General features: G+C 36.1%; 13 protein-coding genes. 7 read left to right on the forward strand and 6 right to left on the reverse strand.

Annotation, left to right across the window (positions count from 1 at the left end):
* Nucleotides 1-4: 4 nt before the first annotated feature.
* Nucleotides 5-1,474: a hybrid sensor histidine kinase/response regulator gene (locus K319_RS0103275; protein WP_027382325.1), complete on the reverse strand. Its 1,470-nt coding sequence runs from the start codon at nucleotides 1,472-1,474 to the stop codon at nucleotides 5-7.
* Nucleotides 1,475-1,627: 153 nt separating this feature from the next.
* Entirely contained in the window at nucleotides 1,628-1,858 is a 231-nt protein-coding gene (locus K319_RS0103280; protein ID WP_027382326.1) for a hypothetical protein, read from the reverse strand.
* A 496-nt stretch (nucleotides 1,859-2,354) separates the two neighbouring features.
* On the opposite strand from K319_RS0103280, the gene K319_RS0103285 reads away from it, so the two are divergent.
* The 6 genes from K319_RS0103285 to pdeM all read left to right on the forward strand — a co-directional run bounded on the left by K319_RS0103285 (nucleotide 2,355) and on the right by pdeM (nucleotide 10,082).
* Nucleotides 2,355-3,218, forward strand: coding sequence for an SDR family oxidoreductase (locus K319_RS0103285; protein ID WP_027382327.1), 864 nt, complete (start codon nucleotides 2,355-2,357; stop codon nucleotides 3,216-3,218).
* A 34-nt stretch (nucleotides 3,219-3,252) separates the two neighbouring features.
* The gene (locus tag K319_RS0103290; protein WP_034671306.1) at nucleotides 3,253-3,759 is read left to right on the forward strand and encodes a pyridoxamine 5'-phosphate oxidase family protein; all 507 of its coding nucleotides are present in this window, start codon (nucleotides 3,253-3,255) and stop codon (nucleotides 3,757-3,759) included.
* 148 nt (nucleotides 3,760-3,907) lie between these two features.
* A complete protein-coding gene (locus tag K319_RS0103300; RefSeq protein ID WP_027382329.1) occupies nucleotides 3,908-4,924 on the forward strand; it encodes a ligase-associated DNA damage response exonuclease in 1,017 nt (338 codons plus the stop codon).
* A gap of 207 nt (nucleotides 4,925-5,131) precedes the next feature.
* Nucleotides 5,132-6,712, forward strand: coding sequence for an ATP-dependent DNA ligase (locus K319_RS0103305; protein WP_027382330.1), 1,581 nt, complete (start codon nucleotides 5,132-5,134; stop codon nucleotides 6,710-6,712).
* 200 nt (nucleotides 6,713-6,912) lie between these two features.
* Nucleotides 6,913-9,312: a ligase-associated DNA damage response DEXH box helicase gene (locus K319_RS0103310; protein ID WP_051230449.1), complete on the forward strand. Its 2,400-nt coding sequence runs from the start codon at nucleotides 6,913-6,915 to the stop codon at nucleotides 9,310-9,312.
* Between the two features lie 125 nt (nucleotides 9,313-9,437).
* Nucleotides 9,438-10,082, forward strand: a complete 645-nt coding sequence (gene pdeM, locus K319_RS0103315; protein WP_027382332.1) for a ligase-associated DNA damage response endonuclease PdeM — start codon at nucleotides 9,438-9,440, stop codon at nucleotides 10,080-10,082.
* Here the strand turns inward: pdeM and K319_RS0103320 are convergent.
* Nucleotides 10,079-10,339 carry a SemiSWEET transporter gene (locus tag K319_RS0103320; protein ID WP_027382333.1) on the reverse strand — a complete coding sequence of 87 codons (261 nt, stop codon included), beginning with the start codon at nucleotides 10,337-10,339 and terminating at the stop codon, nucleotides 10,079-10,081. The genes pdeM and K319_RS0103320 overlap by 4 nt on opposite strands.
* Nucleotides 10,340-10,438: 99 nt before the next feature.
* Nucleotides 10,439-10,801, reverse strand: coding sequence for a response regulator (locus tag K319_RS0103325; protein ID WP_027382334.1), 363 nt, complete (start codon nucleotides 10,799-10,801; stop codon nucleotides 10,439-10,441).
* Between the two features lie 174 nt (nucleotides 10,802-10,975).
* Between K319_RS0103325 and K319_RS0103330 the strand changes: the two genes are divergently transcribed.
* Nucleotides 10,976-11,572: a Crp/Fnr family transcriptional regulator gene (locus tag K319_RS0103330; RefSeq protein ID WP_027382335.1), complete on the forward strand. Its 597-nt coding sequence runs from the start codon at nucleotides 10,976-10,978 to the stop codon at nucleotides 11,570-11,572.
* A gap of 4 nt (nucleotides 11,573-11,576) precedes the next feature.
* Here the strand turns inward: K319_RS0103330 and K319_RS0103335 are convergent, their stop codons facing one another.
* Both K319_RS0103335 and K319_RS0103340 read right to left on the reverse strand, forming a co-directional pair.
* Nucleotides 11,577-12,173, reverse strand: coding sequence for a Crp/Fnr family transcriptional regulator (locus K319_RS0103335; RefSeq protein ID WP_034671311.1), 597 nt, complete (start codon nucleotides 12,171-12,173; stop codon nucleotides 11,577-11,579).
* A 559-nt stretch (nucleotides 12,174-12,732) separates the two neighbouring features.
* On the reverse strand, nucleotides 12,733-13,530 hold the full coding sequence (locus K319_RS0103340) for a Cof-type HAD-IIB family hydrolase (protein ID WP_027382337.1): 798 nt from the start codon (nucleotides 13,528-13,530) through the stop codon (nucleotides 12,733-12,735).
* Nucleotides 13,531-13,539 lie beyond the last annotated feature (9 nt).

Below are 13,539 nucleotides of genomic sequence, written 5' to 3' on the forward strand. Positions count from 1 at the left end.
ACGATTAATTTAATGGTAATGTAAAATAGAATGTGGAGCCTTCGTTGACCTCACTGGAAACACCGATAGTTCCATCGTGCTGCTCAATGATCTCAGAACATATGAATAGGCCAATCCCAAGGCCTTGAAATTGTACTGAAGATTCTTCCACACGATAGAATTTTTGAAATACGGAAGGCTGTTTATATTCCGGGATCCCAATTCCGAAATCTGTTACACTCACTCGGACATTTTCTTCATCAATGAAGGTAGAAACAAAGATCTGATGATTGTCAGGAGAATATTTGATGGCGTTACTTAAAAAATTGAGCAACACCTGTTCTATTCTCATTTCATCGAGAGGAATCAAAATATCAGGCTTTGGCCCGTGGCGTTCAATATTTATCTTATTGCTATCATGTGTTTGTAAGATCGTGTCAATTGAATTTTGAATGACAGATTCAAGATTGGTAGGTTTCTTATTGATTTTCAGTTTACCATTTTCGATTTTGGAAACATCAAGAAGATCGGTAATCAAACTGTTAAGTTTCTCGATCTGGGTAAGAACTTTGTCCACATAAGTTTTTTCCGGACTTTCCGGATCGAATTTAAGCTTACGGTCCATCAGCTGAACATAGGCTTTTATACTTGTCAAAGGTGTTTTCAGTTCGTGGCTTGCAATACTCAAAAACTCATCTTTTTCCTTCTCTACTTTCTTTTGATCATCGATATCTGTAAAAGTCCCCACCCAGTTTTTAATGGTTTCATTTTCAAAGACAGGTGTCATTCTAAGCAGATGGTATCTAAAGCTGTTGGATCGCAAATGTTTGATCCTAATCTCTAGTTCAAGTGGTTTATGTTTCTTTTTGGACCTTTCAAACTCTTTCAAAATATCTTTGTCATCAACATGAGTTTCCGGGAACAAAGATTTGGAATTAGAATAATCATACCATTTTGCATTCACGAATGTCACTTGACCGTCTTTGTCCAAAGTAAAGGCAATCTGCGGCAAAGCTTCCAGCATCAGATGAAAATGATCGATCTCCGATTTCATCACTACCTGGGATTCTCTTCTGCCTTTCACTTCCAATTCCAGATTCTGATGATTTTTTTTAAGCGCCAGACTATTTTCCTGAAGATTATAAAAGGTTTTAACTTTTAGCATCAAGATCTCCGGGTCGATCGGTTTTGTAACATAATCAATCCCTCCAGATGCATAACCTTTTGCTATGAATTGTTTTTCCGTATTGACCGCAGAAAGAAAAATGATAGGAATGTCTTTGGTCTTACTATATCCTGCAAAGCTTTCCGCCACTTCAAAACCATCCATTCCGGGCATCTGAACATCAAGAATGATCAAGAAATAATTATTTTTTAGCGCTTTCCCTAATGCTTCTTCGCCTGATTCTGCTGTATCAATTTTAAAACCTTGAGATTCTAATAGCTTTTTTAAAGAATAAATATTGTTTTTATTATCATCAACTATTAAAATCATAAGACAAATATTGTAGGTGGGTAATTTCTCGTTTCATTAATTTCAAAAATAATGAGATTTTTTTTAGTAGAACACAATTTTTAAATATTTATAAATATTGTGCTAAATAGAAGCCCATGATTTGTTTCTCATTAAGCTAATAACAGATTGTCCTCATGCACTTTGTGAAGGAGCATAAGTATTTTGGTAAACATTAAAACTCGCCAATTTATTATTCTGCTGAATGTAGGTGATCTCTACTAAAAAAGATCCAAGTTTATAAATAACGAAACGTAAATCACTCTTTGAACTTTCGTTAATAATCTGACCTTGTGTAGTCACCAATTGACATTGATCCTGAGATGACAAATTTTTAAAATCAAAATAAGAGATTTCTGTATCCATAATTATAGTTTTGAAATTTGAAAAGACACTATACAATTTCTTTACCATTCGAAATAAATAATCAATAAAAATATTTAAATATGATTGTAATTGCTCTTTTAGAACATTAGCTATATAATCTTTTTATTTTTATGACTTTCCAAAGTATAGAGATCCTTATAGTATCCTTGTATCTTTAGTATTCCATGATCTTTTTGGTTATCAATAAAGAAATTACAATGTCTTTCGCCAAAACAACTTTTCTGCCAAAGATCCGGCACTCAGAATCTATCATATTAAAATTTTGATTATAATATTTATGACTCCGGTCATAAAACAATTAACAATACCAACACCGGTTAACGCCCATATATACTACCAAAAGAAGATGTTTTCGAATAATTTCCTGTTCGAATAGAAATTTAAAAAGATAATTGAAAAAAATCTGGATCTGTTGGATTTACAACTCATTTTTCAGTTAGCACATTATTTGTAACTATTTCGAAAAATAAAAAAAATGGAAAAAGAAGCTAAAAAGAAAATTAGACCCCAACAAAAACAGAAACGACCGGGATCGGAAAAGAATATGAGCCCAATTCCCGAGACTGAACCGATAAAATATCCGAAAGAAGGAAAATTAAAAAATAAAGTAGCATTGATCACAGGTGGCGACAGCGGAATTGGAAAGGCAATAGCGTTGCTGTTTGCGAAAGAAGGTGCAGATATTATCATAGCCTACCTAAGTGAAACAAAAGATGCCAGACAAACTAAAAAAGAAGTGGAAGCCTTTTCAAGAAAATGCACTTTGATAAAAGGTGACCTCGGAAAAGAAAACCACTGTAAAAAGGTTGTTCAGGATACGATAAAAGCCCATGGGAAAATCGATATTATTGTGAACAATGCTGCTCTGCATTGGGAAGCGGAGTCGATTGAAAAAATCTCCACAGAACAATTGTTAAAAACATTTCAGAATAATTTTTTTTCTTATTTCTGGATCACAAAGTATGCAATGCCATATCTAAAAAAAGGCGCAAGCATCATCAATACATCTTCCGTCACAGCCTACAGGGGAAGCCCGCAACTTATCGATTATTCTGCAACCAAAGGTGCCATTATTTCCTTTACGAGAAGTCTGTCTGCAAATCTTGTCGATAAAGGAATCAGAGTGAATGCGGTTGCACCAGGCCCGGTTTGGACGCCATTGATCGCTTCCTCGTTCAAACCGAAAAAAAATTCGGAGTTCGGAAGTGATTCGCCCATGAAACGTGCCGGAATGCCCAATGAAATTGCACCAAGTTTCCTTTTTCTCGCCAGCGAAGATTCCCGCTTCATCAGCGGACAGGTTCTTCATCCGAATGGCGGGGAAATTGTAAATGGATAGATCAATAGTAAACAAACATCAAAAATAAAATATTATGTCTACACAAAATCTCACACATCTGGAAGCCATCAAAAAAATCAAAGAACTGTCGGAAAAAGCTAAAATCTGTATGTTCTGCACAGAACTCGACAGATTGCCCGTAAATTCCCGGCCAATGAGCTTGCAGGAAACCGATGATAGCGGTAATCTATGGTTCATCAGCAGTGCAACAAGCAACAAGAATTTTGAAATCAAGGAAGACAGACGCGTTCAGCTTTTCTTTATGAATAACAGTGATTCCGAGTATCTTTCTGTTTATGGCGAAGCTTCCATCTATAAGGACAGATCCACGATTGAAGACAAATGGTCGCCAATGGCAAATGCCTGGTTTGACGGAAAACACGACCCAAATGTTTCCATCATCCGAGTGAAACCGAAGGAAACTTATTATTGGGATACGAAAGCCGGAAAATTGGTTAGCCTTTTAAGCTTTGCCGCAGCTGCAATTTCTGGTACCGAAACCGATAATTCTGATGGTGTTGAAGGAACCGCCACGATTTAAATTAAAATTGATCCTATAAATCTCCAGTAAAATTTTGCTGGAGATTTTTTTTGAGGTTAAATTTAATTTGTAAAATATTCAAGAGTCTTGAAAAGAAATAATTTGGTCAGTTTTTTGAATATTCAGAAATAACCAATTATTTATTCTTTTGAAACTCATTACATTCACAAACAAAGGCATTTATTGTCCTCAAGGAAAATTCTATATTGACCCGTGGCGACCTGTTGATTTAGCGGTCATTACCCATGGTCACGCCGACCACGCCCGTTGGGGAATGAAGAAATACCTTTGCCATCACTTCACAAAACCGATCTTGTACAAAAGAATCAGTGAGGATATCGAATGTCAAAGTGTCGAATATGGCGAAATTCTCAATATCAATGGCGTGAAACTTTCACTTCACCCAGCGGGACACATTATCGGTTCAGCTCAGATTCGGCTGGAATATAAGGGCTATGTGAGTGTAATTTCAGGAGATTATAAAATTCAGGACGATGGTTTGAGTACACCCTTTGAATTGGTAAGATGCAACGAATTTGTTACAGAAAGTACTTTCGGGCTTCCGATTTACAATTGGCTGGAAGTGGATGATTTGAACAAAAAGATGCAAAGCTGGGTTTTGAGAAATAAAGAAAATCAGAAAACATCAGTGTTCGTCGGTTATTCTTTAGGTAAAGCTCAGCGAATTATGAAAGCCGTGGAAGGTTTGGGGAAAATCCACGTTCATTACTCCATAGGAAAACTTAATGACGCTTTTGAAACGGTCGGGATTGACTTACCAGACTACGAAATTCCTGATCTCAGAGAGTCTGTAAAACATCTTCAAAATGAAATTGTCATTGTTCCACCCGCTTTGTTAGATTCTAATGTGATCAAGAAAATCCCGAATCCGGCAACTGCGATTTGCTCCGGTTGGATGCAAGTCCGAGGCGCAAGAAGATGGCGAAGTGCAGATGCAGGTTTTGCGATGAGCGATCACGCCGATTGGAAAGGGTTGTTGGAAGCCGTGAAAGCTACGGAAGCCGAAATTGTTCACGTCACGCATGGGCAAACCGAAGTTTTTTCAAAATATCTAAATGAAATCGGAATTAGATCTGATGTTGTGGAAACTTTGTATGGCAATGATGATGAAGAGGAAAAAGAAAAAGAGATTATTGAAAATTGAATGTTTTTTGGAAAGCTCCGTAGGAGCGACATGTTTATAACAGATTATTAAACACCGAATTGCACGCAGCCCGGCTTGAACGGAACTCTTTTTATGAGAAGGCACGAATAAAAAAGGTAATAGCCGCCATAAAAAATAAAATTTGATATTAGACACAGATGTCCAAAAAGTTATAAAAATACGTTTCGGAAACGCCAATTAAAATGTATGAAACATTTCGCAGAACTCATCAACGCTCTTGAAAGCACCAATAAAACCAATGCTAAGATCGATGCGATAATCGATTATCTGGAACGTGCGCCAGATGATGATAAACTGTGGTTTATTGCTTTGTTTACAGGTAAAAGACCGAAGAGAAATGTGAACACCAATTATATGAAAGAATGGGCATTGGAAATTACCCGATTGCCATTTTGGCTGTTCCAGGAAAGTTATTCTTCGGTTGGGGATTTGGGCGAAACTTTGTCATTGATCCTTCCGCCACCAACGGAAAAAATCGAGAAACACCTGTCTGAATGGATGAATGAAATTGTAGGTTTGAAAAATAAATCGGATCTAGAAAAAAAAGAATTTGTTCTCAATTCCTGGAACGGTCTGGATTACACAGAACGGCTGATTTTCAACAAATTATTGGGAGGTAGTTTCAGAATCGGGGTTTCTGATAAAACTTTGATCAATGCTCTGACAAAGTTTTCCGGACAGGAAGCAAGTACATTGATGCACAGTTTAATGGGAAAATGGCAACCAGACGAAGTATCGTTCAAAGAATTGATTTCTGCAGAAAATATTAATCCCGACAATTCAAAGCCCTACCCTTTTTGTTTGGCTTATGCGCTTGAAAAAGATCTGGATGAATTGGGGACTCCTTATGAATGGATGATCGAGTACAAATGGGACGGAATTCGTGGACAAATTATCCGAAGAAATGATGAAGTTTTCATCTGGTCTCGTGGAGAAGAATTGGTTACCGAACAATTTCCCGAAATCAAAGAAGTTGTTCAGAACATGAATGGAAATTTTGTAATTGATGGCGAAATACTTGCCGTAAAAGATGATAAGGTTTTGAATTTTAACGAATTACAGAAACGGTTAAACCGAAAAACCTTTACAAAAAAAATGCTTTCCGAAATTCCGATTCAGGTTTTTGCATATGATCTATTAGAGTTGGAAGGAACTGATTTGCGCGAAAAGCCAGTCTCTGCAAGGCGTGCAATGCTGGAAGAATTATTATTAAATGAAAATCCCGGAAATATCAAAATTTCTCAGGTCATTGATTTTGAAAACTGGGAAGAACTAAATCAGATCAGAGAAAATTCCCGGGAGATCAATAGTGAAGGTTTGATGCTGAAACAGAAAAATTCACATTACCATCCCGGACGAAAAAAAGGCGACTGGTGGAAATGGAAAATCAATCCACTTACCATTGACGCTGTTTTGATTTATGCCCAAAAAGGAAGTGGACGACGAAGCGCTTATTACACAGATTATACTTTTGCAGTAAAAAGTGAAGATAAATTAGTCACGATTGCCAAAGCGTATTCCGGCTTGACCGACAAAGAAATCATGGAAGTCAGTAAGTTTGTCAACAAAAATGCGATTGAAAAATTTGGTCCGGTTAGAACCGTAAAACCAGAATTGGTTTTTGAAATTGCTTTTGAAGGGATCGGTTTCAGTAATCGTCACAAAAGTGGTGTTGCATTACGTTTCCCGAGAATCCTGAGATGGCGGAAAGATAAAACGGTGGATGAGATTGATGATTTGGTAGAGATTAAGAAATTGATACAATAACCCCTTAAAATTTAACCACAAAAGCCACAAAAGTTTTTAGAGTTGTCATTGGTAAAAATTAAAGTTTACAAAAGATCATGCGTAGGGCTTTTTGTGCTTTTGAATAACTTTAAACAGATTTAGATCTTTTGTGGTTCAAAAATATAAATAATTTGACAACATTCGAAAATACCAACGGCTACAAAATCATTCAAAACTGGATGAGCGATAAAGGTATTTCGCCTTTTAAATTTCAGATTCAGACTTGGCAGAAATTCGGGAACGGTTATAGCGGAATGGTTGTTGCGCCAACAGGTTTTGGTAAAACTTATTCCGTTTTTTTAGCCTTGATTTCTGATTTTCTGAATCATCCCGACCAATACAAAAACGGACTGAAAATGATTTGGATTACGCCGCTGCGTTCCCTGTCAAAAGATATCGCAAAAGCAATGCAGGAGGCGATTGACGAGATTGGTCTGGATTGGACAGTAGGCGTAAGAAACGGTGACACAGACCCGAAAGTCCGTCAGCAACAAGTCAAAAATATGCCCGAAATCCTTGTGGCAACTCCCGAAAGTTTACAATTGCTTCTCGGACAAAAAAATCATCAGCGTTTTTTTACGAATTTACAGACAATTGTTGTAGATGAATGGCACGAATTATTAGGTTCGAAACGTGGCGTCTTGGTGGAGTTGGGGATTTCTCAGCTTAGAAAATACGTTCCGAAAATGAAGATTTGGGGAATCTCGGCAACAATTGGAAATCTGGATGAAGCCATGCAAGTTTTGATTCCTTACAACATCAAAAAGACAAAAGTTACTGCTAAGGAACATAAGAAAATTGAGATTCTTCCCGTCTTTCCGGATGAAGTGGAAATTTTGCCTTGGGCAGGGCATCTCGGTCATAAATTAGCGGATAAAGTTGTTCCGATTATTCTCAATTCAAAATCAACGATTGTTTTTACGAATACAAGAAGTCAAAGCGAAATGTGGTATCAGCTCCTGCTTGAAGCTTATCCCGATTTTGCCGGGCAAATTGCAATCCATCACAGTTCGATTGATACGCATCTGAGAATTTGGATTGAAGAAAATCTGAGTAATGGTAAATTAAAAGCAGTTGTTTCCACTTCATCTCTAGATTTGGGAATTGATTTTAAACCGGTTGATACCGTTATTCAAATCGGTTCTGCGAAAGGTGTTGCGAGATTTTTGCAAAGAGCTGGACGAAGCGGTCACTCCCCTTTTGAAACTTCAAAAATTTATTGCGTTCCGACGCATTCTTTGGAATTGATCGAGGTTTCTGCCTTGAAAGAAGCTGTCAAACAAAATGTTATTGAACCTCGCGAGCCGCAGGTTTTATGTTTCGATGTTTTGGTTCAGTTTCTGATGACGCTGGCAATTGGCGACGGATTCTATCCTGATGAAACTTACAAAAGGATAAAGCAGATCTATACGTTCCAGGAAATCAGGGATGAAGAATGGAAGGCCATTATCGATTTTCTCACAATTGGCGGAAGTGCGTTGAAAAATTACGAAGAATATCATAAAGTCGTCGTGATGGAAGACGGTTTGCATAAAGTCACTTCACGCAGAATTGCGATGCTCCACCGGATGAACATGGGTGCGATCGTGAGCGATGCGATGCTGAAAGTGAAATTTATTTCCGGCGGATATATCGGAATGGTTGAGGAATATTTTATTTCAAAATTAAAGAAAGAAGAGAAATTCATCTTGGCGGGCCGCGTTTTGGAAGTGTCAATGGTAAAAGATATGACGGTCTATGTCCGGCTGTCAAAAGGCAAAGCTTTGGCTCCTAGTTATTTGGGAGGGAGATTGCCTTTGAGTTCAAACTTGGGACATTTTCTCAGGGAAAAACTTTCCGGAGCATTGAATCCGAAAGCTTCTGAAAAGGAACTGAAATTTCTGCACCCGCTTTTGGTGAATCAAGAAGAAAGATCGCATATTCCCAAGGAAGATGAATTTTTGGTGGAACTCATCAAAAACAGGGAAGGTTACCATCTGTTTATGTATCCTTTCGAAGGTCGATTGGTTCACGAAGTAATGGCCGCGCTGATCGCTTACCGAATTTCAAAACTTTCTCCTATCTCCTTTTCGATGGCAATGAATGATTATGGTTTTGAATTGTTCAGTGACAAGGAAATTCCTTTGAATGAAGAAAATTTAGATAAAATCTTAACGAGAGAAAACCTGATGACTGATGTGATTTCCAGCATTAATGCGGCGGAAATGGCGAGACGAAAATTCCGTGATATTGCAGTGATTTCCGGAATGGTTGTACAGAATTTCCCAGGGCTACAACGTTCCAACAAATCGCTTCAAAGCTCAGCCGGGCTAATTTTCAAAGTCCTGGAAGATTATGACCCGAATCATTTTCTTGTAAGACAGGCTTATACGGAAGTCTTCAATATGCAACTTCAAGAACAAAGATTGGTGGAAGCTTTCAAGCGAATCGCAAAATCGAAAATTATCCTGAAGTTTGCAAATGCTTTTACACCTTTGAGCTTCCCGATAAAAGTAGATAGTCTGCGACAGACTTTGACGAGTGAGAGTCTGGATGCAAGAGTTCAGAAATTGATTTTGCAGGCGAAGAAAATTAAGTGAAGTTGAAACATTTCGACAGGCTCAGTGTGACATCTCTAATACTAAATTCTGTTTATTAGCATTGTCAGGCTTTTGTCATCCTGAGCTTGTCGAAGGATTGTCTAAGCCATTTTTAATAAAAAGTAATGAAAATAGTAACTAAAAATATCAACATCCAAAACGAAGTTTTTACCTTAACCAATCAGCGAGCATTGTTTTGGAAAAAAGAAAAAGCTTTGATTTTATCTGATCTACATATCGGAAAAACGGCTCATTTTCGAAAGAACGGAATTGCTTTGGCAAATCAGGTCATGAAAAATGATTTGGAGCGTTTATCTATTCTGATTGAATATTTTCAGCCGGGAAAATTCATCGTTGTCGGTGATTTGCTTCACGCCGGAGACAATTCTGATGTGGATGAATTCTGTACTTGGAGAAATCAATATCCACATTTACAATTTTATTTAATTGAAGGCAATCATGACAGGATTTCTAAAAAACTAGAATCAAAGCTTTGTTTGAATTCTAAATCAAAATCTCTGGAAATTGAAGATTTCACTTTTGTTCACGATTTTGAAAAAGAGCAATCAAAATTTCAAATCACAGGTCATATTCACCCGGGGTTTGTTATTAATTCTATTGTGAAAAAAATCAAGCTGCCTTGTTTTGTGGTTTCGGAAAATCAGTTACTGCTACCGGCTTTTAGTGAATTTACAGGTCTGGATACAAAAAGCCTTCCGAAGGGTGGAAGATTCTATGTTTTTACGGATACAGAAATTTATGAGATTTAACGTTTCTTTTTGAAGATAAAACAACAGGTCAACAAAGTCAGATTCACCAAAATTGAAAAGCCATTTGATAAAATAATTGGTAGTTCATCTTTCAAGATCCCATACCAAACCCAGAGAGAGAGCCCGGAAATCAAAACCAGTAACATTACTATTGAAATGTCTTCTGCATTTTTTTCTTTCAAAACTTTAATAAGTTGTGGCATCATTGCAATAGATGTAATTCCTCCCGCAATTAATCCAAGTAAGTTTTCATCCATTTAATTAGATTTAAAATAAATATACAGAAATTTTAGGGTAAGATCGTTTTTTTGCTATGTGCCATGATCAGAATAAGATCTACCTCTAATTTTGTGATATCAGGATATCCATTTTTCAACCTTTCTCTCTAATTCGCCTAGATCAAAAGGTTTGGATAAATAATCAACAACTGATGATTGTGAAGATATAAAAGCTGCATCGTTTTTTGCAGTAATGAAGATGACAGGAATCTTGTTATGGACAATATGATTCTTCAATAATCTTGTAGCTTCTACCCCTCCAATTACAGGGATATATACATCCATGATAATAAGGTCCGGTAAGAAAACGTTTACTCTTGAAATAATGTCGTCTGCGGTTTCTGCAATTTCAACTTCATAACCATTATCTTCAAAGATAATAGAAACAACTTCCAATATAGAAGTATCATCATCAAAGATCAAAATTTTCTTTTTACGCATTTAATCTGTTTTGGCAAGTTCTTGAAACATTCCCCATAATAGCAAAATTACATATATCTATCACAGACTTTTATGATTTGGGTCATAATTGATATCCATCAAAAATTATATGATCTCGTTTTCGGCATAGAAATTACTTAGTAATAATCAAATAAACTATCGAAATTTTAAACTATGCTAATTCCAGAAGAGCTTCTTATAACTTATGGAGCAACAATTGAAAATTATAAAAGAGGAGATGTTATTTTCAGTGAGTTTGAAACCCCTAAAAATTATTATCAAATCATTTCAGGAAGCATAAAGCTAAACCATTACAATGAAGATGGCAAAGAACTTATATTCGCTATTCTTAACAGTGGTTTGAGTGTATGCGAAATGTTGTTGTTTATTGATCATACTTTCCCCGTGAATGCGGTTGTTTTCGAAGATGCAAAAGTTCTGAGATTATCAAAAGCCCGGTTTACACAAATGTTGGATGATCATCCAAATATTTCGAGAGACATCAATAAGTTTCTTGCAGAGCGGCTTTATCAGAAATATATAATGTTAGAAAACAATTCTTCTCTATATGCCAATGTCAGAATCAAAGGTGTTCTGGAGTATCACAAAAGCTTCAGTCCGGATAGAACTCGATATTCATTTCAAATGCCTTTGACCAGGCAGCAATTAGCTGCGATGACAGGTCTGAGAGTGGAAACTGTTATCAGACATATTAAAAATTTTGAGAAACAAGGGGCTCTAAAAATTGTCAAAGGAAAAATATATTACTAGGGACTTAGTAGAAAATTTTTCGATTTTTGATTTTTACAACATTCTCTTTTTCCATCATCTTAAGAGCTCTGATGGTTGTTTCCACGCGTAATCCTGTAAGACTTGCCATCTGCTGCCTCGTAAGTGGGACCTGAAAAGAAAATGCACTTAAATCTTTTTCCGAACTTTTAAGGTAATCCATTAGAACGCGAAGTTTCATTGCTGGATTTTGTGTACAGAAAATTTCTCCCATCACGTACTTGAAGTACATTGAGGCAGATAAACTATTAATGATCTTAAATTGATTTTCAGGGAATTTATTAAGTATTTGAAAAAACTTGGATTTAGGAAGACGAAGAACTTTACAAGCCGTGATTGCTATTGCATTTATGGGATAAGCTTTATCAAGAAAAAGCAAAGACTCTCCTACGCTTTGACCTTTTTTCAGGATTGTTTGGATTGTTTCCTTACCATCCTCATTATAATTATTCAGTTTAACTTCTCCTTCTACAATCTGATAATAATAATTAGCATTGCTCTTTTCAGAAAAAATAATTTCTGACGCATTATATTCTTTTAATTTCCCCCCAAATAATTTGATGACACTTTCCTCAATAACCATATCAATCTGACCTGTTCTCTTATGCTTTCAAATACTTAAATGATATTTTTACTCAAATTAATTGAATGGACTGAACCAATAGTTTGAACAAATACAGAACAGAAATTGAATATAAGTTTATCATAGTTTATCTTTAATCATCAAAATTAAAGAGAACTTCTATAGAACTTTATGACCTGGGTCATAATTAAGTTCATGAAAATTTAAATATAAAAATACAGGGCAACTTACGCCATCTGGTATTGGCTTGCATTAAAGATTTATTTGTGACATCAGTGGTGAACTTCCCGAACGCTTTTATAGAAGATTTAACTATATTTTAGGGATGTTTTTTAGAGTTGTTTGCGGCTTACAACCTTAGAGATTGGGTTTTAGAATTTAAAATAACCATATATTCTTTAGCATAGATGTTATATGCATTCGTGCATCCCGCCAGTCAATTAAAGACATAATGCAGCATCCACATATTTTTATAATACAGTGTTTTCAGGATACCATTTTGATCAATGTGGAGAAGAACTGAATTCCGAAGATAATGGAGTGCGGATCATTATGAAAATTATAGTTTTAAATAGTCACTTATCGTTTCCAGCACACCGAATTCATCATTAGAAAGAGCAGAAAATGATGCAATCTCTTTCACATGAGAATGGGCATTCTCCATAGCATAAGAATATTTTGATTTTTCGAGCATAGTAATATCATTCATATAATCTCCAAATGCCATCGTTTCCGAGGGCAAGATATTCAACTTTTTCTGGAGGATTTCCAACGCTTTTCCTTTGCTGATGTTTCGGTTCATAATATCAATCCAGTATTTTCCTGAGACCACGACCTCAAGGTTTTTATTCTCAAACTGTTTAAGATAAGGATAAAGATTTTCTTCAGCACCTTCGGGATGATAAACTGCAATTTTAAATGTGTTATCCTCCAGTTCGTTTGTCAAGTCATCTATTTTCTGATTTTCTGTATAATATCTGGTAAAATAATTGACAAATTTTTCATCTTCACTTTCATAGTAGGCTTTTTTCTTTGCTGATAATACGGCTCTTGCGCCAGGAATTTCACGAACAGTTTCGATGATTTCTTTTATAAATGAATTTTCTAATTTGTCTGCAAAAAGCTCTTCATTTTTATAAATCACATAACCACCGTTTTCAGCAATAAACCCGATCTCGTCTTCTATTTCTGTAAAATATTGGGTAATTCCGGGCATTTGTCTTCCGCTTGCAGGAACGAAAAGGATATTTCTCTTTTTCAATTCTTGGTAAATGGCAGGAAAATCCGGACTGACTTCATATTGAGAATTAAGAAAAGTGCCATCCATATCGGTGACAATCAGTTTAATGTCATTCATAAATTTAAT

The organism is Epilithonimonas caeni DSM 17710, from assembly GCF_000426465.1.
In the GTDB taxonomy this organism is placed as follows: Bacteria; Bacteroidota; Bacteroidia; order Flavobacteriales; family Weeksellaceae; genus Epilithonimonas; species Epilithonimonas caeni.

Coding starts and splice junctions, on each gene's coding strand:
- K319_RS0103280 (WP_027382326.1), bottom strand. CDS start 1,858: ATGGATACAGAAATCTCTTATTTTGATTTTAAAAATTTGTCATCTCAG.
- K319_RS0103325 (WP_027382334.1), bottom strand. CDS start 10,801: ATGCGTAAAAAGAAAATTTTGATCTTTGATGATGATACTTCTATATTG.
- K319_RS0103330 (WP_027382335.1), top strand. CDS start 10,976: ATGCTAATTCCAGAAGAGCTTCTTATAACTTATGGAGCAACAATTGAA.
- K319_RS0103320 (WP_027382333.1), bottom strand. CDS start 10,339: ATGGATGAAAACTTACTTGGATTAATTGCGGGAGGAATTACATCTATT.
- K319_RS0103335 (WP_034671311.1), bottom strand. CDS start 12,173: ATGGTTATTGAGGAAAGTGTCATCAAATTATTTGGGGGGAAATTAAAA.
- K319_RS0103290 (WP_034671306.1), top strand. CDS start 3,253: ATGTCTACACAAAATCTCACACATCTGGAAGCCATCAAAAAAATCAAA.
- K319_RS0103275 (WP_027382325.1), bottom strand. CDS start 1,474: ATGATTTTAATAGTTGATGATAATAAAAACAATATTTATTCTTTAAAA.
- K319_RS0103340 (WP_027382337.1), bottom strand. CDS start 13,530: ATGAATGACATTAAACTGATTGTCACCGATATGGATGGCACTTTTCTT.
- K319_RS0103305 (WP_027382330.1), top strand. CDS start 5,132: ATGAAACATTTCGCAGAACTCATCAACGCTCTTGAAAGCACCAATAAA.
- K319_RS0103285 (WP_027382327.1), top strand. CDS start 2,355: ATGGAAAAAGAAGCTAAAAAGAAAATTAGACCCCAACAAAAACAGAAA.
- K319_RS0103310 (WP_051230449.1), top strand. CDS start 6,913: ATGAGCGATAAAGGTATTTCGCCTTTTAAATTTCAGATTCAGACTTGG.
- pdeM (WP_027382332.1), top strand. CDS start 9,438: ATGAAAATAGTAACTAAAAATATCAACATCCAAAACGAAGTTTTTACC.